This is a genomic window from Nocardia sp. NPDC051570, from assembly GCF_044454005.1.
Taxonomy (GTDB): Bacteria; Actinomycetota; Actinomycetes; order Mycobacteriales; family Mycobacteriaceae; genus Nocardia.
Genome location: NZ_JBITDI010000038.1, coordinates 1 through 22300, shown reverse-complemented (window position 1 = coordinate 22300; position 22300 = coordinate 1). Strand labels below are relative to the sequence as shown.

Annotated in this window: 18 protein-coding genes and 1 pseudogene; 9 read left to right on the top strand and 10 right to left on the bottom strand. The window is 65.7% G+C overall.

Annotated elements, in window-relative coordinates:
- Window positions 1-34 precede the first annotated feature (34 nt).
- From ACIA76_RS42500 to ACIA76_RS42470, 7 genes are read right to left on the bottom strand one after another with little or no spacing between them, the layout of a single operon-like run.
- On the bottom strand, window positions 35-1336 hold the full coding sequence (locus ACIA76_RS42500) for a methylaspartate mutase (protein ID WP_397161096.1): 1302 nt from the start codon (window positions 1334-1336) through the stop codon (window positions 35-37).
- A complete protein-coding gene (locus ACIA76_RS42495; protein ID WP_397161094.1) occupies window positions 1333-1794 on the bottom strand; it encodes a cobalamin B12-binding domain-containing protein in 462 nt (153 codons plus the stop codon). The genes ACIA76_RS42500 and ACIA76_RS42495 overlap by 4 nt, the downstream gene beginning before the upstream one ends.
- Window positions 1791-3032 carry a type III PLP-dependent enzyme gene (locus tag ACIA76_RS42490; protein WP_397161093.1) on the bottom strand — a complete coding sequence of 414 codons (1242 nt, stop codon included), beginning with the start codon at window positions 3030-3032 and terminating at the stop codon, window positions 1791-1793. The genes ACIA76_RS42495 and ACIA76_RS42490 overlap by 4 nt, the downstream gene beginning before the upstream one ends.
- Window positions 3029-6193, bottom strand: a complete 3165-nt coding sequence (locus ACIA76_RS42485; RefSeq protein ID WP_397161091.1) for an AMP-binding protein — start codon at window positions 6191-6193, stop codon at window positions 3029-3031. Before ACIA76_RS42485 ends, ACIA76_RS42490 begins: the two co-directional genes overlap by 4 nt.
- 9 nt (window positions 6194-6202) lie before the next feature.
- Entirely contained in the window at window positions 6203-6454 is a 252-nt protein-coding gene (locus tag ACIA76_RS42480) for a phosphopantetheine-binding protein (RefSeq protein WP_397161090.1), read from the bottom strand.
- A complete protein-coding gene (locus ACIA76_RS42475) occupies window positions 6393-7400 on the bottom strand; it encodes an ACP S-malonyltransferase (RefSeq protein ID WP_397161089.1) in 1008 nt (335 codons plus the stop codon). The genes ACIA76_RS42480 and ACIA76_RS42475 overlap by 62 nt, the downstream gene beginning before the upstream one ends.
- The gene (locus tag ACIA76_RS42470; protein ID WP_397161088.1) at window positions 7400-8311 is read right to left on the bottom strand and encodes a proline iminopeptidase-family hydrolase; all 912 of its coding nucleotides are present in this window, start codon (window positions 8309-8311) and stop codon (window positions 7400-7402) included. Before ACIA76_RS42470 ends, ACIA76_RS42475 begins: the two co-directional genes overlap by 1 nt.
- A gap of 216 nt (window positions 8312-8527) precedes the next feature.
- On the opposite strand from ACIA76_RS42470, the gene ACIA76_RS42465 reads away from it, so the two are divergent.
- The 8 genes from ACIA76_RS42465 to ACIA76_RS42430 all read left to right on the top strand — a co-directional run bounded on the left by ACIA76_RS42465 (window position 8528) and on the right by ACIA76_RS42430 (window position 18064).
- On the top strand, window positions 8528-9781 hold the full coding sequence (locus ACIA76_RS42465) for a cytochrome P450 (RefSeq protein WP_397161087.1): 1254 nt from the start codon (window positions 8528-8530) through the stop codon (window positions 9779-9781).
- On the top strand, window positions 9778-9990 hold the full coding sequence (locus tag ACIA76_RS42460; RefSeq protein ID WP_397161085.1) for a ferredoxin: 213 nt from the start codon (window positions 9778-9780) through the stop codon (window positions 9988-9990). Before ACIA76_RS42465 ends, ACIA76_RS42460 begins: the two co-directional genes overlap by 4 nt.
- Window positions 9987-11210 (top strand): cytochrome P450, encoded by a 1224-nt coding sequence (locus tag ACIA76_RS42455; protein ID WP_397161083.1) that lies wholly within the window; start codon window positions 9987-9989, stop codon window positions 11208-11210. Before ACIA76_RS42460 ends, ACIA76_RS42455 begins: the two co-directional genes overlap by 4 nt.
- A 31-nt stretch (window positions 11211-11241) precedes the next feature.
- Window positions 11242-11997, top strand: a complete 756-nt coding sequence (locus ACIA76_RS42450) for a thioesterase II family protein (protein WP_397161081.1) — start codon at window positions 11242-11244, stop codon at window positions 11995-11997.
- A 154-nt stretch (window positions 11998-12151) separates the two neighbouring features.
- Window positions 12152-12949 carry an ABC transporter ATP-binding protein gene (locus tag ACIA76_RS42445; RefSeq protein WP_397161080.1) on the top strand — a complete coding sequence of 266 codons (798 nt, stop codon included), beginning with the start codon at window positions 12152-12154 and terminating at the stop codon, window positions 12947-12949.
- The gene (locus ACIA76_RS42440) at window positions 12949-15456 is read left to right on the top strand and encodes an ABC transporter permease (RefSeq protein WP_397161078.1); all 2508 of its coding nucleotides are present in this window, start codon (window positions 12949-12951) and stop codon (window positions 15454-15456) included. Before ACIA76_RS42445 ends, ACIA76_RS42440 begins: the two co-directional genes overlap by 1 nt.
- Window positions 15453-17432: a sensor domain-containing protein gene (locus ACIA76_RS42435; protein ID WP_397161076.1), complete on the top strand. Its 1980-nt coding sequence runs from the start codon at window positions 15453-15455 to the stop codon at window positions 17430-17432. Before ACIA76_RS42440 ends, ACIA76_RS42435 begins: the two co-directional genes overlap by 4 nt.
- A complete protein-coding gene (locus ACIA76_RS42430; protein WP_397161074.1) occupies window positions 17417-18064 on the top strand; it encodes a response regulator in 648 nt (215 codons plus the stop codon). The genes ACIA76_RS42435 and ACIA76_RS42430 overlap by 16 nt, the downstream gene beginning before the upstream one ends.
- Before the next feature lie 46 nt (window positions 18065-18110).
- On the opposite strand, the gene ACIA76_RS42425 is transcribed toward ACIA76_RS42430, so the two are convergent.
- Together ACIA76_RS42425 and ACIA76_RS42420 are read right to left on the bottom strand one after the other, a co-directional pair.
- Complete coding sequence (locus ACIA76_RS42425) at window positions 18111-19634, bottom strand: glycosyltransferase family 39 protein (protein ID WP_397161072.1); 1524 nt, start codon at window positions 19632-19634, stop codon at window positions 18111-18113.
- A 71-nt stretch (window positions 19635-19705) separates the two neighbouring features.
- Window positions 19706-21874: an acyltransferase domain-containing protein gene (locus tag ACIA76_RS42420; RefSeq protein ID WP_397161100.1), complete on the bottom strand. Its 2169-nt coding sequence runs from the start codon at window positions 21872-21874 to the stop codon at window positions 19706-19708.
- Window positions 21875-21899: 25 nt separating this feature from the next.
- Between ACIA76_RS42420 and ACIA76_RS42415 the strand changes: the two genes are divergently transcribed.
- A complete protein-coding gene (locus tag ACIA76_RS42415) occupies window positions 21900-22130 on the top strand; it encodes a hypothetical protein (RefSeq protein WP_397161101.1) in 231 nt (76 codons plus the stop codon).
- On the opposite strand, the pseudogene ACIA76_RS42410 reads toward ACIA76_RS42415, so the two are convergent.
- Window positions 22052-22234, bottom strand: a pseudogene (locus tag ACIA76_RS42410) (polyketide synthase); the annotation flags it as partial. The gene ACIA76_RS42415 and the pseudogene ACIA76_RS42410 sit on opposite strands and share 79 nt — an antisense overlap.
- Between the last annotated feature and the right edge of the window lie 66 nt (window positions 22235-22300).

The following is a 22300-nucleotide window of genomic DNA, read 5'->3' as shown; positions in this document are numbered from 1 at the left end:
AAAAGTAGGAGTCGTACTTCGGCGGGGCACACCCTTAACCGCCCCTAACCGCCGGCATCGGCGTTGTGTCCACGGGGCCGAGTTCCTGATCGAACTTCCGGCTGACGTAGGTCAGGGACTCGATCAGCCCACTCGAGCTCAACGTCCGCGGACCCGAACTGTCGACCATCCCGGACAGCGGCAGCCGTCCGATATCCGCCCAGCACAGATAACCCCGGTCATCGATATAACTTCGGCTCAGACTGCGGTTATCCGGGTGCAAGCAATACGGGATATCGAGGTAGCCGCGTTCGAAGGCCCGCAGCATCGCCATTCCTGGGTCGGCGTCGAGATTCATCACCGCGGCCACCAACGCGGCCGCCTCGCGATACGTTTGCGAATCACCCGGCTCAGCAACCGATCTCGGCGTCGCATCGGCTACGGCGGCGGCGTATTCGAGCGCAGCGACGTTCTCTGCGACAGTCGGAATGCGCACCGATTCCGCCTCGGTCTTGACAATCAGACGCGCGCAGCCGGTGGATGCGGCCAGCCGGGCCGCCGTGCCGAGTAGCGCGTACGCGCCCGATCGCGTCGATGGATACACACCCATATACGCGTAAATCACAATGTGCCAGTCGGTTTCGGGTAGATGATCGGCGCACAGTCGTTGCAGGGCACGGACCGCCTCGGCATCCTGGATCGGATTGGTCTGCTGGGCATAGCTGGCCGATATGCTCCGAAATCCGTGATAGTGGAAGAACATTGCCTCCAGCGCGCTGATCGCCACCAGTTCACTCGGTGGGCACAGTTGACCGAGCATGCATCCGCCGAACGACTCCAGATGCGGTTCCAGACCGGTCGCCCGCAGCTCTACCAGTTCGTCGCAGGATCGGATCCAGTGACGCGTCGATTCACTCAACGGCACCCGACCATAGGGCAGGCAATAGGACGCAGGCCCGCCCTCGGACGCGTCCAGACCCACTGCCGTCATGGCACGGAAAATGTCACGCGGATTGGCGCTGCCATGGCGCACCTGGACCGGAAACTCCGGCCCGGCAATCGAGTCGAGCACCTCGGCGGTGGTGGAATGCTGATGAGAGACAATGGGATAGCCGTTGAGCGCCACCCCGTCGAGCACCGCGAGCTGGGCCGCCTCCAGATCACCGACCCTGGTGTAGCTGTCGACGGTGAGGGTGCCGACCGTTGCACCGTCCGCATCGCAGGTGGCACGCAGGCCCGCCCGCATCTGCTCGGGCGCACTGATCCCCATCCGGGGCTGTACAACCAGTTTGCCCGCACGGTGCGCCCGTGCGACGAACGCGCCGAATCCGTTGTCTGCGGACGTGACGATACTCACGCCCGCACCGGCTGCCATAGCGATTCCAGCACCCGATCGAACTCGAGGAGTCCGTCGGCGCTGTCATCGAAGACAGCGGTGAAACCAGCCTCGGTCAGCGTTTCGCGTTCGTCCGCGCTCTGATCACCGCGGATGCCGAGCTTCCCGCCGATCACCACAGGCAGTTCAGCAGCGCTGAACTGTTTGCGCAGCGGGCCGATCATCCGCATACCGTCCTGGTATCCGTGCCCGTTCACACTGCTCACCACGACAAGCGCGGGCCGGTGGCGCTGGCATTCCTCGACCAGCAACCGCTCGGGCACGCATGGGCCGATATTCACCACCGGGTAGCCCCGCTCCTCCAGAAACAGTTGCAGGAACACCAGATTCCAGGTGTGCGAGTCGGAGATGACACCGGTGACCATGACCGGTCCGCGCTGATCGCTGCGGACATCTTGGGGCTCGTTCGAAATACTCATGACACTGGTGCTCCGATCTGATAATCGCGGACCTGCCGCAGACGCGACGAGGAGACGACCTGCCCGCCGCTGATCAGTACTTCTGTCGGGGCCGGACGGCCGAGGAACATCGACAGGCTCGCGGTGACGCCGTAGGCACCGGCGTTCGGGATGACCACCAGGTCACCCGGGCTCAGGTTCGGCAGGGCGATATCGCGGCCGAGGACGTCGCCCGGCGTGCACAGCGGACCGACCAGGCTGGCCACTTGGTCGTTGGCCCGGCCGTCGGGCTGCGGCGACACCGCCACCGGCAGCAGCCGGCCAAGTCCGGACATACCGCCGAAGGTGTTGATACCGGCGTCCGCGATGACGTACTTGCGACCGCGACTCTCTTTGAGATTGACCACCGAACAGATCAGCTGCCCGCTATCGCCGACGAGATAGCGACCCGACTCACAGGCGATCCGGGGTGCGCCATCGCGCCAGCCGGGGAACCGCTCATCCAATGCCGCCGAAAGTGCCTCGCGCAGCGAGGAATACACCGGCCGATCACCAAGGACCGCGTACGGAGCTGCGAACCCGCCACCGATATCGAGGAAGCGGAACGCAATACCGAGCTGGTCCTGCAACCGGGCGGCCAGCGTGATGGTGTGGGTGAATTCTGCGATCAAGCTCGCCTCGTCCTTGGCATTGCTCAGCGGAAAGAAATGCGCGCCGGCGATGGTGGTGCCGCGAACTCCAAGCAGCTGATCGCATAGCTCGGGGAGACTTTCGCTGTCGAAGCCGAATTGTGAAGGCACACCGGTCATCCGGATACTGGTCGAAGAGCTCGAGGTGGCGCTGTTCACCCGGATCAGGCAGTCGGCCACCACACCGAGCTGCTCGGCTTCCGCGCCGACATGCTCGAGGTCGGTGCGGGATTCGACGGAGAACAGGCGCACACCCGCGGCCAGCGCCTCGGCCAGCTCGCCCCCTGTCTTACCTGGCCCGGTATAGAGGATGTCGGCGCCGGTGAATCCGGCCGCCAAGGCCGCGGCCAGTTCGCCCGTCGAGCTGATCTCGGCGCGGCAGGCCCGTCCCGTCCCGTCCCGCATCGCGCGCGCGACGTGCGGGTGCGGATTCGCCTTCAGCGCGAAGAACAGATCGACCGCCTCCGGTAGCGCGCTGAACAGATCGCTGCGCGCCTGCCGGATCCGGTCCACGTCGTACACGTACAGCGGAGTGCCGAACTGCTTGGCCAAGTCGGTGTAGGCGGTCATCGGGCCGCCCCTTCCACTAGCGAGACGAGCGCGGCGCGTGCGTGCTTTCCGTGCAGGGTGAGCGGGATGTCATCGACCACCCGGCATTGGGCGGGGACCTTCTGCGGCTCCAGCCGCCGCGACAGTTCGCGAAGCACGGTGTGCGCATCGATCTCGCCCTCGACGAAGATGGTCAGATCGCGATCCTCGCCCGGCGGCACCGCCGCCGCGGCCCGCACCTGCGGGATGTCCATCGCCGCAGCCTCGATCTCAATCGTGCTCATCCGCACGCCCTTTCGTTTGAACATGTCGTCGCGCCTGCCCACGTAGTAGAGGAAGCCGTCGGAGTCCAGTCGCCCGTAGTCGCCGGTGTGCAGCCGCCGTGCGCCCGTTGGACCTGGCCGGAACGTCCGCGCAGTAATCTCAGGCAACCGCCAATATCCGGGCATCACATGCGGACCCTCGACGACAATTTCGCCGACTTCCCCGATCGGCAGCGCCGAGCCGCTCTCGTCGAGGATGTGCACGATCGTGCCGGGCAACGGCCTACCCACCGACGACCCCTTGGTGTCCTCGAATTCCGGCGGCAGCACCGAGATCCGCTTGCACTCGGTTTGCCCGAACTGCCGCACTACGACCGCGTTCGGGAAAGCCGCCCGCAACTCCTCGATCGTCGATTCCGGCAGTGCCGCACCGGTATTGGAGAACATGCGGACCCGTCCCCGATCGGCGAGGGCCGTCGCGGCGGATGTGTGTTCGCGCCGGGCCAGCGAGCAGATCATCGAGGCCAGCGATGGCACAATGGGCACTACCGTTGCCCCCGACTCACGAATGCGATTGAGCAGCACCAGATCCGCGTCACCGTCGGCCAGCACCAGCTCACTGCGGCCGAGCGCGGCGAGCAGCACCTTGTACAGTCCGTAGTCCCAGGAGATGGGGAACCGGCAGAACACCACGTCGCTCTGCCGGTAACGCAACTCCGCGTTGATCGCCCGCGATGCGAAGATCATCTGGCGGTGTGGGCAGATGACGCCCTTCGGCGCGGCCGTGCTGCCTGAGGTGTACACCAGGACCGCGACCAGATCCGGATCGATCACCTCAGCAGGCAGTTCGGTGACGCGACCGACGCGCACCTGCTCCCACATCCGATCCAGTTCGTGCACCGGCGCAGCGGCGAACTCGGCGAGCTCCGCCGACCGCTCGCCAGCAGCTGCATCACTCCCCGGGCCCTGTGTGGTTACGCACGGTGCCGCCTCCGGACCCGTCGCTATGACGAGCTTGGGTTCGGCGCTGTCCAGCACCGAGCGCAGGTGATAGTCCTTCATGGCAGGGTTGAGAGGGACGAAAATCGCCCCCCGGCGCGAGACTCCGTAGAAGATCGCCACCGTCTCGCGGATGCTCGGCAGTTGCACGAGCACCCGGTCGCCGACGCCAACCCCTTGGCGCTCCAGCCATTCGGCTACGGCTAGGCTGTGGTCAGCGAGTTCCCGATAGGTCCAGCGGCCGTGCCGGTCAGCGATCGCGGCGGCCGTTGGGGCGGCGTTCGCCGCCTCGTCCAGCACGCCGTGCACCGTCATCGCCTGCTCGTCTGCCGTCACTGCGTGGCTGTCCAGCACTGTGACCTCCTGCGTTGTGCGCGTGCCAGTTCTGCGCATGCCATCGGCCGCCCTGCGCGCCAACTCGCGCCGATCGACCTTGCGATTGCTATTGAGCGGAAACTCGATCAGATGCGTGTACCGGCGCGGCACTACCGCGCCGGGCAGCGTGCCGCGGAGTTCACGGGCGAGGTCGGCCTGCGAGGTCGGCGCACCGGTGTAGAAGACCGCAAGTTCTGCGGACCCGTCGACCGCGACCGCGACGGCGACCGCGTCCTGCACACCGGCGCAGCCGCGCAGCGCCGACTCCACCTCGGCCAGTTCTATCCGGATCCCGTGTACTTGAACCTGAGAGTCCTTGCGGCCCAGGTACGTCAGCTGCCCCTCGACGTCACGGCGCACCCGATCACCGGTGCGGTAGTACCGGCGACCGTGCCGGTCGAAGAACCGGCCGATATCGTCGTCCGGATCGAGGTATCCCGGGGTGAGCTGAGGGCCCGCGATACACAGCTCGCCTTCGACGCGGTCCGCATCTCCATCGGCGTCGAGCAACAGGTAATCGTGGCCGGCGTGGATCGCGCCGATAGGCACGGTGCCGAGCCTATCGGCGGTGGGCGCGGCCGGGCGCCAGCGGTGCGCGGCCACCGTGATGGTCAATTCGGTAGGACCGTAGATATTCTCGATGACCGAATCCGACGCGGCACCATACCAATCCGCCGCGTCGCGGTGGTGCAGTGCCTCTCCGGCGAAGAAACTCCAGCGCAGCGACGGCAACGAGGCTGCGGCCAAGCCGCTGGTGCGGCGGGCGAGCGCGATCGCGCTCGGCGTGGAGAACCAGACCGTAATTCCTTGGGCGACAATATATTCCGGCAAGTTCCGATACGCCGTTGTCGGCAACGCCTGCACCGTCGCGCCCGCACCCCAGCCGCAGAACAGGTCGAACATCGCGCAGTCGAAATTGAGATCGAAGGTCTGAGAGAACACGTCGTCGGGCTCGAAGTCATACCGATCGTCGAGCAGCCCGAAGTAATGGGCACAGTTGCCCTGGGTCACCGGCACACCCTTGGGCCGTCCCGTCGATCCGGAGGTGAACAGGATGTAGGCGAAATCCTCGGGCTTCGTCGCGCGAGGAGCCGTCAACGCCTGCGCCGAATCCACCGGGATGTCCCCCGCACCATCGCGCCCCGGTGTGCAGATCAACACCGGAAGGTCGACGCCCACCGAGCGCAACTCCGCCAGCGCCGCAGCCGACTCCTCGTCTGCCACAAGGACATCCACACCCGCCGCCTCGATCATCGCCTTGGTCCTGACGACCGGAAACGCGGGTTGCAGTGGCACCACTGTAATTCCGGTGTACATCCCGGCAAGAAGTGCCGCATAACCCGAAAGTGATTTGCCCGCAAGCACTCCGATGGCCGTCGGCGGCCTCACTTGCCCGGCCAGCAGCGCGCCCGCGAGTATCAGGGCACGCTCATCGAGCTGCGCATAAGTCAGCGAATCACCTTCGACACGAATTGCGGGCCGATCGGCGGATACCTCAAGCCCGCGGCGGAAACGCTCGACCAATCCCAGGCTGATGTCAACCATGGACGGACCTCATCCCGCGACGCCGGCCGATAAACTCGACAGCGTCGTCCACAGCACGGCAGGGGTGGCGAAATTTTCCAACGCCAGCGCGTCATCTACGAACCGGGTGTCGTACGCCTGCTCCAGCTCGCTGAGCAATTCGACGGTGGCGAGTGAATCCAAGCCGAGATCCCGCAACTCGAGCTCGCTCGTCAGCGACTCATCCGGTGACAGGAATGGCAGGTACTTCCGGAGAATTTGTTCGAATTGCAGATCCCACATGGCTACTCCTATTGTTGAAATACGCACCGGAACGGCGAGCCGGCATCATTGCCAGGCGCGGATTGGCCGGAATAACGTCAAACGAATTGGTGGTGCAGGCGACCCGCCCGAAGAGGCTGTCCGGTCCGGCGACGCATACGGTCCGCACGCCCAAGCTGCGCAACGAGGTCACCACATCGGGCCAGCGCAGCGGCCGCACGATCCCGTCGAGCAGCATCTGTGCGACCTGCGCGCCGGTGCGCAGCACTGTGCCGTCCTGGTCGGCCATTACCGGCAGCCGCGGGTCGGCGAAGTCCAACGTCGGCAGCACCTCGTCGGCCACCCGATCCCGCAGGCCCGCGAATTGCGGGCAATGCATCGGGGGGCGCATGGTGTACAGCGACATCCCGCCGACCGCCCGCAGACGCTGCTGCAACCACTCCTCCCGGCTCTCGCGCAGCGAGAGCATGAAGAAACCGTCGTCGATGTAGCACGAAATTTCGTTCCATTCGCCGACTGCATCGAGCTCCGCGCGCAGGTCGGCGAGCTTATCGGCGGGCACCCGGACGAACGAGTGCGTCACGATATCGGTGTGCTCCTCGGCGAAGTACTCATCCATGCAAACGGCTAGGCGCGCGGTCAGGCGCACCGCGTCGGGTACTGACAGCACGCCTGCAAAGGCGAGGGCGGCCTTCTGCCCGAAGCTCGGACCGACGCAGATGTCGGGCTCGATGCCGAAACGGTCGACCGCCCACCGCGCCGAGGCCAAGCAGTTGATCATGAACGCGATCTGCGCCGGATGCGAATAGTCGCCTTCGGCAAGCCGGAACGCGTCAACCAGCGAATAGCCGAGTGTTTCGTCGGCGATCCGAACCAGTTCTCTGGCAATCGGATTCGCCACCATGAAGCTCCCGACCTCGTCGAACGACGCGGGACCCATGCCGGGAAAGATGAGCGCTGTCGTCATCACAGGCCCTTCAGGAAGTCCACCATCACTTCGAAGAAGCGCTGCGGCTCCTCGAGGTGCGGCAGGTGGCTCGACTCCTCGAAGACCTCCCACCTGGCTCCGGGAATGTGCTCGAAGTAGGGCTGCATGACCGCCGCCGTCGCCTCGTCGTGACGACCGTTGATCAGCAGCGTCGGGGTGTCGATCCGTGGCAGTTCGTCGACGATCGACCAGTCCTTCAGCGTGCCGATGACATGGAACTCGTTGGGACCGTTCATGGTGTAGTAGACGGTCGGGTCGTTGTAGATCTCCATGAAGGAGGACATGAAATCGCGCGGCCACGGCTGGACCCGGCAGACGTGCCGGTCGTAGAAGATCCGCATAGCGGCGAAGTACTCGTCGGAGTCGGTGGTGCCCGCGTCCTCGTGCCTACGCAGCGTCTCCTGCACCTCCGGCGGCAGCCCGGCCTTCAGCACCGCCATCTCGCGCAACCATAACGGCATCGAGGCCGGTGCATTCGCGATCACCAGCCCGCGCAGTCCCGCCGGATTACCGGCCGCGTGCTTCGCCGTGAGCGGCCCGCCCCATGATTGCCCGAACAGCACATAGTTCTGGGAAATGCCCAGCTGGGTAAGCAGGTTATCGAGTTCCGCCTCGAACAGTCCCACCGTCCAGAAGTCCGCGCCATGCTCAGGCAGATGGGTCGAGCCGCCGTTGCCGAGCTGGTCGTAATGCACCACCGGCCAGCCCTCGGCGGTCAGCGCGGCCAGGCTCAGCAGGTAGTCGTGCGTGCTGCCCGGACCTCCGTGCACTGCGACGACCGCGGGTCGATCGCTGTGCAGATCGCCGGTCACTCGATACCAGGTCGAGTACTGGCCGAACGGCACCGTCCCCTTCGCAATGGGTTTGGGCGCTACGAATGGCACGTCCATTTTGTCTCCTCCCTGGGATCGCCGGATCACGAGATCACGACTTTCAGCACACCGGTAGAACTGGCCGCAGGGGACCCCTAACCGCCCCTACAGCGATGGCTCCGACATGCGAACAAAAGGATTCGCCTGCAGGGGCGGCTAGGGGTGGGACGCGCACGGGCCGGTCGCTAGCGTCGGGAACACCAGCGCCCGACACAGAATTCGAGGAGGACACTTGTGAGTCAGTCCACCAGGAAAACCGAGGCGGGCAAGGACGCCGCGGGCCGCGAACCCGCCGCGTTGCGCACCTTTCCGATGCCTCGCAGTTGCCCGATGAGCCCACCCGACTCCTATGCCGAACTGCGCGAGCACGAGCCGGTGTCGCGCGCGGCACTTCAGGTCAACGGAAAGCCGGCCTGGCTGATCACCCGCTTCGCCGATCTCAAGCAGATCCTCGGCGACTCCAGGGTCAGCGCCAACCTCAAGTTGCCCGGCTACCCGCTACAGGTTCCGGTGCCCGACGAGGTGCTGCAAGCCGTGCCGCTCACGTTCCTGTCGATGGACTCGCCTGAACACACGGTGCACCGCCGAATGCTCGCGCCGGAGTTCAGTGTTCGTCGCATCCGCGCATTACGCGAAAACGTCGAGCAGATCGTCGACCACAGGATCAATGATCTGCTCGCAGGCAGCGAACCCACCGATCTAGTTGCGGCACTGGCGATGCCAGTGCCCGCTCTGGTGATTTGTGAGCTGTTGGGTGTGCCGTACGCCGATCACGAGCAATTCGAAATCTGGTCCGCGCAGACCATGAGTCGCGATATCGACGACGCGGCCCGCGGCCTGGCCCATCAGCACCTCGACACCTACGTCGATAATCTGGTAACGGCCAAAGAGACCGAGCCGGGCGACGACATGATCAGTCGCTTGATCGCGAAAAACCGGGAAGAGCCGACGGTCAGCCACGCCGATATCGCCAGCATGTCCCGGCTGATGCTGATCGCGGGCCACGAGACCACCGCGAATATGATCTCCCTCGGCGTGCTCACCTTCCTGCGACACCCGGAACTGCTCGCATCGATCACCGCCGAGCCCGACCTGCTACCCGCTGCGGTCGAGGAGTTGCTGCGACACTTCTCCATCTCCGACTCCGGAACCGCGCGAGTTGCCATGGCGGACATCGAGATCGGCGACGTAACCATCAAAGCCGGCGAGGGCATTCTGCCCCTCAACAACGCCGCCAATCACGACCCCGACGTATTCACCGATCCGGATCGCATCGACTTCCACCGAGCCGGGCGCGCCCATCTCGCCTTCGGCTACGGCATCCACCAGTGCATCGGTCAGAATCTGGCGCGAATCGAACTCGAGATCGTCTATCGGCGGTTGTTCGAACGGATCCCCAGCCTGCGCCTCGCCGTGCCCTTCGAAGAGTTGCGGTTCAAGCACGACGCCATGGTCTACGGCCTGCACGCCCTGCCGGTGACGTGGTGACCAGTTTTCAGCTGCGGGCCGACCGCGAGGTCTGCATCGGATCCGGACTATGCGCATTCGCCGAGCCTTCCATTTTCGAACAGGACGACGCCGACGGTCAGGTGCGGCTGACCACCAATTACCCCGAGGCCCCGCTGCACGAATCCGTGCGCAATGCAGTGGACAACTGCCCGGTCCAGGCACTCACTTTCCGAAAGGCCACCTCATGACCTCGACCGACGACAGCACAGCCACCGCGATCGCCTCCTTCCCGTTTCCGCGACGGTGTCCGATGAGTCCGCCCGACGCCTATGCGGAACTGCGTGAGCAGGAGCCCGTCTCGCGCGCGACCATCGCCGCGACGGGCCGCCCCACCTGGCTGGTCACCCGGTACGAGGACGTCAGAAAAATCCTCGGCGACCCAGACGTAAGCGCCAACCTGAAATTGCCCGGCTACCCGCTACAGGTTCCGGTGCCCGACGAGGTGCTCCAGTCGGTCCGACCGATGCTGCTCTCGATGGACCCGCCCGAGCACACCGCCCAGCGGCGCATGCTCATCCCTGAGTTCACCGCCCACAAGGTTCGCACCATGCGACCGCACGTCCAGCAGATCGTCGACGCCCGCATCGACGCCATGCTCGACTCGGGCGGTCCGGTAGACCTGGTGACTGCGCTGGCCTTGCCGGTGCCATCGCTGGTCATCTGCGAATTACTCGGTGTGCCCTACGCCGATCACGGCTCCTTCGAATCATGGTCGGGGAAAATCATGACCCGCGGGATGAGTCAGGAAGACTACGTTGCGGCGGTAACCGACCTGGACAACTACCTCGACGGCCTCGTGACCAGTAAGGAGACCGCCCCCGGTGACGACCTGCTGAGCAGGTTCATCGAGAAGAATCGGGAAAACCCCGTCGCGGACCACGTCGATATCGTCACCATGGCGCGGCTGATGTTGATCGGCGGACACGAAACCACCTCCAACATGATCTCCCTCGGTGTGCTCGCATTCCTACGCGATCCCGAACTACTCGACGCGGTACGGGCCGATCCGGCGCTGATGCCCGCTGCGGTCGAGGAATTCCTTCGATACTTCGCCATCTCCGACGCCGGCACTCCGCGCGTCGCGCTGGCCGATATCGAAGTCGGCGGCGTGACCATTGCGGCCGGGGACGGCATTCTGCCGCTCAACAACTCCGCCAATCACGATCCCGCCGCGTTCACCGATCCGGACCGGATCGATTTCCACCGCACCGAGCGCGGTCACCTGACCTTCGGCTTCGGCATCCACCAGTGCATCGGCGCGAACTTGGCCCGGCTCGAGCTCGACGTCGTGTACCGCACCCTCTTCGACCGAATCCCGAACCTGCGGCTGGCCGTGCCGTTCGAGGAATTGAGTTTCAAGCACGACGCCATGGTGTACGGCATGCACGGACTGCCCGCCACATGGTGAATCATGCACGGCGCGAAGGGATCACACGGCCATGACGAGTATCAGCCGAGACCCGGGACTCTGGTTGCGGCATTTCAACGAGACCGGCGGCGATGGACCGCGCCTGATCTGTTTCCCACATGCGGGCGGGTCGGCCACCTACTACTTTCCGGTGGCGCGGACGCTATCGCCGGGGATCGAAGTGGTCGCCGTGCAGTATCCCGGCCGTCAAGAGCGGCGTGGCGAGCCGTGCGTGGACGACATCGGACGGCTCGCCGACCACATCGTCGACGCGCTCGGTTCGCCGTCCGAACGGCCGACGGCACTGTTCGGCCACAGTATGGGCGCGACGATCGCATTCGAGGTGGCCCGCAGGCTCGAGCGCGCCGACGCAGGCCCGGTGGCTCTGTTCGCGTCCGGGCGCCGGGCGCCGTCGTGTGTCCGCGAGGAGAACGTGCACCTGCGCGACGACGGCAGCGTGCTGGCTGAACTGCAACGCCTCGGTGGTACGAACGCAACCCTGTTGGCGGACAACGATATACGCACGATGATCCTGCCCGCGATGCGCGGTGACTACCGCGCCATCGAGACCTACCGATGGGAGCCGGGGCCTCCGCTTCGATGCCCGATCGTGGCCTTGGTCGGCGATGTGGATCCACAAGTGAGCACCGCCGAGGCGCAGGCGTGGGCCGAGCACACCGCCGCCGAATTCACCCTGCGCACCTACCAGGGCGGGCACTTCTATCTGGATGTGCACGCCGCCTCGGTGCTGCGCGAGATCACCGACCGGCTCACCCCGGTCCGGTAGCCGACCAGCAGGCCGTCGAGGTAGAGAAAAGTCCACATCGAATCGACCATCCAGCGCCATATCCGGCGGTGTCGCAAGTCCATAGCGTTGAACACGACCAGCAACACCCGCCGCTTTGGGGGACCACTCGCGCAAGCCGCGACAGGAGCGCAGGATGTACACGAAACAAGACAGCACACCGCAATTCGCCGTGCGACTCGATGCGGTCACGAAAACCTATGGGAGCGGGGAGAACGCGGTCGCCGCTCTACGCGGCGTCTCCGTGGGCTTCGCCGCCGGAACCTTCACCGCGGTCATGGGCCCCTCTGGGTCCGGCAAAAGCACCATGCTGTACTGCGCCGCGGGCCTCGATCAGCCCGACTCCGGCACGGTAACGATCGGTGGACAGGATCTCGGCGCCCTCGACGAGACCGGCCTGACCAAAATGCGCAGAGACCGAATCGGATTCATCTTCCAGCAGTTCAACCTGCTGCCCGCGCTGACGGCGCTGCAGAACATCGAGTTGCCGCTGCGGCTGGCGGGCCGGCCCGCCGATAAGGATGTGGTCGCCATGGTGATCAACCGGGTCGGTTTGGCCTCTCGCGTCAAGCATCTGCCCGGTAAGCTGTCCGGCGGACAGCAGCAGCGAGTGGCGATTGCCCGCGCCCTGGTGACCCGACCCGAGGTCGTCTTCGCCGACGAGCCGACCGGCGCGCTCGACACCGGGACGGCCGCCGAAGTCCTTGCCTTACTGCGGGAATCGGCGACTGTGCTGAACCAGACCATCGTCATGGTGACCCACGATCCGGTCGCCGCCTCCTACGCGGACCGGGTCGTCTTTCTGGCCGACGGCCAGTTCGTCGCCGAGATCCACCAGCCGACCGCGGATAGGGTTGCCGAGCGGATGACCCGACTCGACGCCCGCGTGACGAACAACGGGCCCGGCATGAATGTGGCTGGAGCGCGGTTCTGATGTTGATGCTCTGCCTGCGCACCTTGCGCTATCGCAAAACCAGTTTCATCGCCACATTCATCGCATTGTTCCTCGGCTCGGCAATCGTCATGGCGTGCGGTGGTCTGATGGAAACCGGCATCCGGGTCGCGGTGCCCGCCCAGCGACTGGCCGCCGCACCGATAGTCGTCACCGGTAACCAGACCTACGACGGCATCTCGTTGACCGAGCGCCGCCGGATCGATGCCGCTCTGGTCGACCGCGTACGTCAGGTGCCCGGAGTTGCTCAGGTGATTCCCGATATCTCCGTACCCGCCGCGTTGCTCGTCGCCGGGAAACCCGTTGGCAGCGGCCAGGTTTACGGCCACAACTGGTCTGCGGCGGCATTGACGCCGTACACCCTGGCCACCGGGGCGGCCCCGACCGAGCCCGGCGATATCGTGCTCGACTCGAGCCTGGCCGCGGCGACCCACGCCACCGTCGGTGCGACCGCCGACACCGCGGTTCGCGGTGTCCCGCAACACTTTAGGGTCGCCGGCGTCACCGCGCCGACCGCCCTGAACACCCCGGCGATATTCTTCTCCGATGCCGAAACCTCTCGATTGGCCCGTCTCGGCGACCAAATCGACAATATTGGCGTCCTGCCTGCCGCGGACGCCGACAAGGTGACCGCGGCCGTGCGGGCCGCGGTCGGTGACGCCGCCACCGTGCTCACCGGAGACGACCGCGGCCGCGCCGAATTTCCCGCGGCAGGCGGCGGCCAGAAGACACTCACCATCCTGGCCGGGATCTTCGGCAGCTGGGCGGTGCTGATCGCCATGTTCGGCGTGGCCTCGATGCTCAGCCTGTCCTTGCAGCAGCGGCAGTCGGAAACGGCGCTGCTGCGGGCGGTCGGCGCGACGCCCGAACAGGTGCAGCGAATGATCCTTATCGAGACGGTGCTGCTTTCGGTGGCAGCCACCGTGCTGGCCATCGTGCCCGGCTATCTGCTCGGCCGGACCATCTTCGAACAACTGAGCGGCAGCGGTGTCGTATCCACCTCGATATCTTTCCATCAGGGCGTGGTTCCCTCGGCGATCGGTGCGATCATCGCGTTCGGCGCCGCCGTCGGCGCGACTCTCGTCGCGGCGCGCCGAACGGCGAAGACGAAACCGACTGTGGCGCTGGTCGAGGCCGAGGTGCAGCGACGCTGGCTGACCCGACCCCGGTTGCTGTTGGCGGCGCTCTTCCTGGCCGCCGGGATTTCCATGTCGGTGGTCACGGTCGCGGTCATGAAGGACAGCCCGATCCTGGCCAGCACCGCAGGGCCCGCGTCGGTGCTCGTCGGCATCGGCTTCGCGCTACTGGCGCCCGGCATCGTCTCGATGCTGACCAGGGTGATCGAGTGGCCGTTGCGTACGGTATCGGGTCTGGCCGGTTTCCTCGCGGTGTGCAATGCCAAGGCCCGCAACGTTCGAATGGCGGGCGCGATCGCACCGATCGTGCTGCTGGTCGGCATCGCGGTGGGCACCCTCTATATGCAGACCACCGAAAACACGATCAAGGCAAACGCATACGCGCAAAATATGCTCGCGGACTACGTGCTCAACTCGTCCACGGGCGGATTCGCACCGGACGTCGTCGCACGGGTGCGCAACATCAAGGGCGTTTCCGGCGCCTCCGAACTGGTCACCGCCTCCGGATTCGTCGACGGCAACAGCGGCGGTTCCGACTTCACCTTCCGCGGTGTCTCGGCCGACGGCGCGGCGAAGACTGTGTCCTTCCCGCAGGTGGCCGGCTCGCTCGCGAATCTGCGCGACAACGCTGTCGCTATCTCGACATCGCAGGCGAGCGCGTTCGGCGTCGGTGTCGGCGACCCACTGTCGATACATCTCGGTGACGGCGCCGCGGTCCGTGCGACTGTGGTCGCCATCCATGCCGAAATCCCCAACGACGCAAGTATTTTCCTGCCCGCGGACCTGCTCGCAAAACACACCGCCGACGGCTTGGCGTCGCAAATCCTGGTCCGCGGCGCGGACCGGACCGACCCCACCCAGCTGCACCACAGCCTCGACAGCTTCGCCGACACCGTGCCGGGCGCCACGGTGGACAACCGACAAGGCTTGATCAGCAACAACTCTCGGGTGCAACAAATCCTCGTGTCGGCGAACTATACAATTGTGGCCATGATCGTCGGGTACGCAGCGATCACCGTTGTCAACTCTCTGGTATCCGCAACCCGGACGCGTCGTAGGGAATTCGGGCTGCAGCAGTTGATCGGATTCACGCCGAAGCAGGTACTCACGATGCTCGCAGTGGAGTGCGGGCTGATCTCGTTCATCGCCATCGCACTCGGCACCATTGCCGCGGCGGCCACCGCGGTGCCCTACGCCTGGGTCAAGAGCGGTTCGTTCATCCCGTCCGGCGGGATCGGGATCTATCTGACCGTCGCCGCCGCCGCGGTCGTGCTCACCGCGGGTGCGACGCTGTATCCTGCGGCGCGCGGAATGCGGCACCCACCGATCGAGACGGTGGTTCAGCCCGGATGACCTCTGGTCTCGGCTCTCAGCTGCCCACCCGTCCGCGGACGGGTGGGCAGCACGATCCGTCGGCAATGGTTCGCGGGCCGGCGCTGAACCTGATCCGTGGTCTCGCCATGGCCATGCGCGCGTCGGCCGCACTTGCTCTATTCGCCGCTGCCGCCGTCGTCTGCATCCTGTCGGTCACCGGAATCGGCTTGCTCGCAGTGCCTTTGGTGATCCCGCTCGTGCGGCGACTCTCTACGGCAGAACGCCGCTCGGCCGCTCGCTGGGGCGTGCTGATCGAGTCCCCTTACCGCCCTGTGCCTTGCACGGCTATTCCTTTCGAAGACGGTATCGTCGGCTGGGTTCGCCGCTGTCGCTGGCTGCTCACCGACCCGGCAACCTGGCGAGACCTGCTCTGGTTGCCGGTCGATTCGGTCGTCGGATTGATCGGGCTGCTGCCCGTAGTCTGCCTGTACGCCACCGGGGTGGCGCTGCTACAGGGCAGCACGCTGTGGCATCCGGCGTCGAGCCTCTGGTACGTCCCGAACTTCGGGCAGAACCCGACCACTGAGTTGTGGGCGCTGCCGCTTGGGGTGGCCCTGCTCACCGTCTGGGTGTGGATCAGTCCGACGCTGTTCCGGTGGCATGCCCTGCTCGCTGGAACCTTGCTCGGCCCAACGAAACGGGCCTTCTCCGACGAACTTCCAGCGACACGGCCGCGCATCCGTCCCTGGTTCACCACATTGCGAACCCGCGCGACCCACGCGGGCATTGCCACTCTGTTCGGCGCGGTGGTCGCGGCGGCCTCCGAGGTATGCCTGGCGTTGGTCATCGTCAATAGCTACACACTGCTCCTCATGATCGTCGGTGTCGGTGTGCTGCTGCTACCTGCCATCACAGCGGCGGTGCGCTGGCTCTGTTCGGCCAGCCGCAAGCTCGCCGAATACTTCGGCGCACAAGTTGATGAGCCCTACCGGCCCGAACCAGACGGCCTGAACGACGGACTCGTCGGCCTGGTCGCGCGCTGCAGGTGGCTGCTCACCGACCCGGCGACCTGGCGAGACCTGCTGTGGATGCTGGCCAACGCGATACTCGGACTACTGTGCCTGCTGCCCGCGGCACTGCTCTACTACGTCGGCGAGGGCGTCGTACTGGCCGCCGGATTGTGGCGCCCCCTCGCGGACGCCGGCCACCCTCGGTGGTACGGACCGATATTGGTGCAGAGCCAAGCGGCAGCGGTAGCCGCGGCCTGCTTCGCCGTCGCGCTGTTCGTGGTCTGGCTCTGGTTCGCGCCGTTCGTGCTCCGGACACACGCGCTGTTCACCGCCGCACTGCTCCGCCCAACCGGCACCGCCCTACTCACGGCACGGGCCAAGCATCTCGCCGAAACGCGCGAAGACGCAATCGAGACCCAGGCCGCCGAATTACGCCGCATAGAACGCGATTTGCACGACGGCGCCCAAGCCAGACTTGTCGCGATGGGTCTGGCCCTCGGCGCCGCGGAACGCCAACTCGACACGAATCCGGACCGGGCCCGCAAGCTGATCGCCGAAACCCGCGCATCCTCGGCCTCGGCCCTCGCGGAACTGCGCGATCTGGTCCGCGGTATCCATCCCCCGGTACTGGCCGAACGAGGGCTGCCCGATGCGCTGCGCGCCCTCGCGCTGGCGAGCCCGCTCAGCACACGGATAACCGTCACGATCCCCGGAATCGTGTCACCCGCCATCGCCGCCGCCGTGTACTTCGCGGTGTCCGAACTGATGACGAACGTGCTCAAACATGCTGAGGCCGAACATATAGACATCACCGCTTCGTACGAGAATGGCAAGCTGTCGGTGCGCGTCGCCGACGACGGCAACGGCGGCGCCGACCTCAACGACGGCAGCGGATTGGCAGGCCTGCGCCGCAGGCTGGCCGCCTTCGACGGGACGGTCGCCGTAGACAGTCCACGGGGCGGACCTACCGTCGTCGACATGGAGGTGCCATGCGTGTTGTCATAGCCGAAGATCTGTTCCTGCTCCGACAAGGCTTGATCGCACTGTTGGAAGCCTACGATTTCGACGTCGTCGCTGGCCTGGACACCGGCGCGGACCTGGCTGAGGCACTCATCGAGCACCGCCCCGACATCGCCATCCTCGACGTCCGGCTACCCCCGACCCATACCACCGAAGGCCTGTCCGCGGCACTGACCGCCCGCAAACAACTACCATCGCTACCCGTACTGATGCTGTCCCAGCACGTCGAGCAACTGTACGCACGAGAACTGCTGGCCGACGGCCGCGGCGGAGTCGGCTATCTGCTCAAAGAAAGCGTCTTCGAATCCGAACAATTCATCGACGCAGTCCGCCGAGTTGCCAACGGAGGCACCGCCATGGACCCCGCCGTCATCGCCCAACTGATGCAACGCCGCTCCCGCGACCAACCACTCGACACACTCAGCGCCCGCGAACGAACCGTCCTCGAACTCGTCGCAGAAGGCTGCTCCAATAACGCCATCGCACAACGCCTCGTCGTCACCGAAGGTGCGGTAGCCAAACACATCAGCAGCATCTTCACCAAACTCACCCTCCCCGCCGACACCGACACCAACCGCCGTGTCCTCGCCGTCCTCGCCTACCTCAACGCCGACTGAAATCGCACTTCGCCGGCTCCGGGCCCGCAGGCCCGGACCGCGAAGCTCAATTGAGGTGCCGAATCCGTGGCCAGACGCTGGACCAGGGTTCGGTCGGCCGATCGCAGCGCCATACGGTGACGTCACGGGTCTCTCGGGGTAACCCGAGAAGGACGTCGACCCGACCGACCTGGACGAGGGACCCGCACTGGCGCCGCAGCTCGGGTTCATCGCCACCGACCCACAACACAGTGCTGGCCGAATCCGGTGGCGTACCGAAGTAACCGAAGCCACGGCTCGGACTATAGATCGCCGGCAGACCATACCGGTCCCGGTCGACGTCCAAAGCGCTTGCCTGCCAAAACGTGTCGGCAATCACGACGGCGCGAGACCGCTCTTCCTCCGGCAGCGCGCGATACGCGGCGGCAGTCGCATCACGCAGCTCTGGCCACCCGAACTGACCGTAGACAGTGATTCCCGCCCAAGCCTGCGTCGGCGACTCGGCCGGTTCGAGGTCAGCCGCACTGCGAATCGGCAGCGATGAAAACACCTGCAGCGCAAGCGAAGATACGACAAGCACCGCCGTAGCGATCGTACGCCACCGCGCCGCAACCCGAGTCCACCACACCGCACCCGCCGCCATGACTGCCCCGTACAACCCGGCCGCGTAATACGGTCTGCCGTCACTGATCACAAACACAGCGGCCACCACCAGCAGCGTGAACCCAAGAAAACGATACGGCCGCAACGGTTCCCACCGCATCAAGACCACAACACCGACGATCAACAGCACCGCACCCAACAGACCAGCCGCCCCCAGAGCAAGCGGCACCCAGACGACGCGTCCACCGAGCGCGTCCTGCTCAGCGGCCACCACCGCCGTGAACCGCACCTGCGGCCAACCGTGACTGTTTTGCCACAGGACAGTCGGCACCGTCACGGCCACTGTTGCCAGCGCACCACACCACAGCTGCCAACGCCGCACCAATTCCCGTGGGCCGAAAACCAACACACATATCGCGACCGCGACCCACAACACCGGGACAATCCACTTCACCTGCATGTCGACCGCGGTAACCAGCCCCGCCCACAGCAGCAACCCATTATCGCGGGTCCGCACCCATCGAACCAGCATCCAGGTAAGCAACACCCATAGAGCGGTATCAATCGCGTTGGTGGACAAGACAGTTGCCTGCACCAACAGAAACGGGGAACTCGCGTACGCGATAGCCGCCAAGATCTGCGCGCGGCCCGAACCACCGAATTCACGAGCGATCAACGCGCACAACACAATCGCCGCCAGAGTCAGCACCACAACAGGAATCCGTTGCGCCACGAACGATCCCGGAGCGACCACATCCATCAACCATGAGATCGCCGGAACCAACGGCCCCTGATCGGCATACCCGAAACTGAACCGACGGCCCGCGGCAATGAAATACAGCTCGTCACCATAGAACCCGTAATGCCCGATCGACCCCGACAACGCGACGGCAGCCAACACCACCACCGTCGCGACCCCCGCCACCGCAAACCGAGGACGCGCCCCATTTGAATCAACCTGCCGCAAATCAGCCATCACATCAGTCATCGTTAGCCCTCCTCCGGGCGCATTATCGGGACTATCGAATCCGGGCTCTGCGTCACGCACCGACGGTGGCATCACTCGCTGAGCCAATCGTCGATGATCGCCGCGGTCGCGCTCGCCGCGTCCTCCAACAGAGTGAAGTGGGTACCAGGAACCTCCCGCAGGACATGGTCGTCCGGCCACGACGCCTGCCAGTCGGCATCCGCGAGGTCCGGCACAAACGACTCGCCCGCACGCACGAACAGGACCGGGCTGTGTACCGCAGAAGGCTGACAATCCACTATCAGGTCGCTATAGCGGCTCATCGCGGCCAACCGCGCCGCGCTGAACCGGCCGAACGACGATTCGCGATCCAGCATCCCGGCAAACATGGCGTGCCACAAAGGTTCCCGGCTGTCATTGTTCTTCTCTAGGTCGGGCAGGTAGGTGTCCAACAGCACAACGGCGGTGGCCGGCCTGCCTTCCTTCTCCAGCGCGACCGCGGTCGCGTGCGCGAACTGGCCGCCTGAGGAATAGCCGACGAGCACGAACGGCGCGTCTGCGGCAATGGCGCGCACGGAGTCCACGAAAACCGCCACGGCGGCGGCGACCGAGGTTGGCAACGCCTCGCCCGCGCCGAATCCGGGTATCGGCACGGCCACCACATCGCGTCGGCCACGCCAGTGCGCGGCAAAGCGGGCATACTGCTGAGCTCCGCCGAGCGCCATCGGCGAGGCGAAGCAGATCAGCATCGGCCCCGCAGTTCCGCTGGACAATCGCACCGGGTCGGCCAATGCGCCGAGCTCGGCCCGCGAGGAGAAGCTGGGCAAGATCTCGGCGACCGACCGCAGCAGAGCCATGCCTTTCATCATGTCGCCGTCCGCGGCAGCCCGCCGCAGCAGTGCGCTGACCGATCCCTCGTCATCGACGACCGTGCCGCCATCGGAACGCACAACCGTATCGAGGTGCGCGGCAAGTTCATTCGGCGTCGCATGGTCGAACACGACGCCCGCCGACAGCGATACCGTGAGCGCGGCCTCTAGCGCGTTGCGCAGTTCGATCGCCACGGCCGAGTCCATCCCGGCCTCGAGGAAGCCAACGCTCGCGTTCACCGCCGCCACCGTGTCGTGTCCCAGCACCCACGCCGTCTTCTCACGCACCAGCTCGAGCAGCAGCTCGTTTCGGAGCGCAGGGGTCGCCTCGACGATCCGACGACGGAGCTGATCCGCCTCGATCGGCGCGGGAACCTCCACCGGCGTGGTCCGTACCGGGATACCCGTGCCGCCGACCGCAGGATCCGACCCGATCCAGAACCGGCGGCGGGTAAATGCGTACGTGGGCAGCGACACTCGACGTCGGCCCGGATACACCGCCGCCCAGTTCGGTGCCAGTCCGTCCAGATACGCATGGGCGAGTCCAGTCATCAGCGCAGTCGTCTCCGCAACCCGCGCCTGCCCCAGCGCCACGAAGGTGGCCGTGGATTCGACGTTCTCCTGCGCGATCACGGTCAGCACCGAGGCAGGTCCAAGCTCGACGAACCGGGTGACTCCTGCCGCAACCAACGACCGCACGCCTGAGCCGAAGCGGACCGGCTCACGCACGTGCCGGACCCAGTAATCGGGGTCACCGAACAACTCGATGCCCGCCGGTCCGCCGCTCACGTTGGATATCAATGGGATGCGCGGCTCGTGGTAGGTCAGCCCGGCGGCGATCTCGGCGAAGTCCCCGAGCATTGGCTCCATCAGCGGAGAATGGAACGCGTGCGACACCGTCAGCCGCTTCGTTTTTTCGAAATGGCTTGCCACACGCAGGACTTCGTCCTCGTCACCAGATATGACGACCGAGCGTGGACCATTGATCGCGGCCACTCCGACGCCGGCGGACAGCAACGGAGCAACCTCCGCTTCGCTCGCGGCGATCGCGACCATCGCACCCGTACCGGGCAGCGCCTGCATCAATCGGCCGCGTGCCGCCACCAAAGCGCACGCGTCAGCGACCGACAGCACGCCGGCGACGTGCGCCGCAGCGATCTCGCCGATCGAATGCCCGGCGACGTAATCCGGCCGCAGGCCCCACGATTCGAGCAACCGGAACAGGGCCACCTCATAGACGAACAGCCCGGTTTGCGCAAACAGAGTGTGGTGCACACGGTCATCGGGCCGCGAGCCGAGTAGCACCTCCTCCAGACCCACGTCCAGTTGTGCGATCAGATCATCGAATGTGCGCTGGAACACCGGGAACTCAGCGCGCAGCGCCGCTCCCATGGCCGGGCGCTGCGCACCCTGGCCGGTGAACAAGAACGCCGTCTGCCTGCCCGCGCGCGCCTGCCCCCGCAGCAGCGCTCGCGACTCGGATCCGGCGACCAACGCGTCCAACCCGCCGAGCAGCTGGTCCAGTTCGGTGCCGACGATCAACGCACGGTGCTCGAATGCCGTCCGGGTGGTGCCGAGGGCACGGGCCACTGCGGTGAGCTCCGGCGCGGGATCCGCGCGGAGCGCCGACACCAGGCGTTTCGCCTGACCCGCCAACGCTTTCGATCCGCGCGCGGACAGCGGCAGGAGGATGACGGGGGCGAAAGGATCCGCGGGCGGCTCGGGTTCGTCGGGCGCTTGTTCGATGATCACATGCGCATTCGTGCCACTGATCCCGAACGACGAAACACCCGCCCTACGCACACCTTCGGACACCCA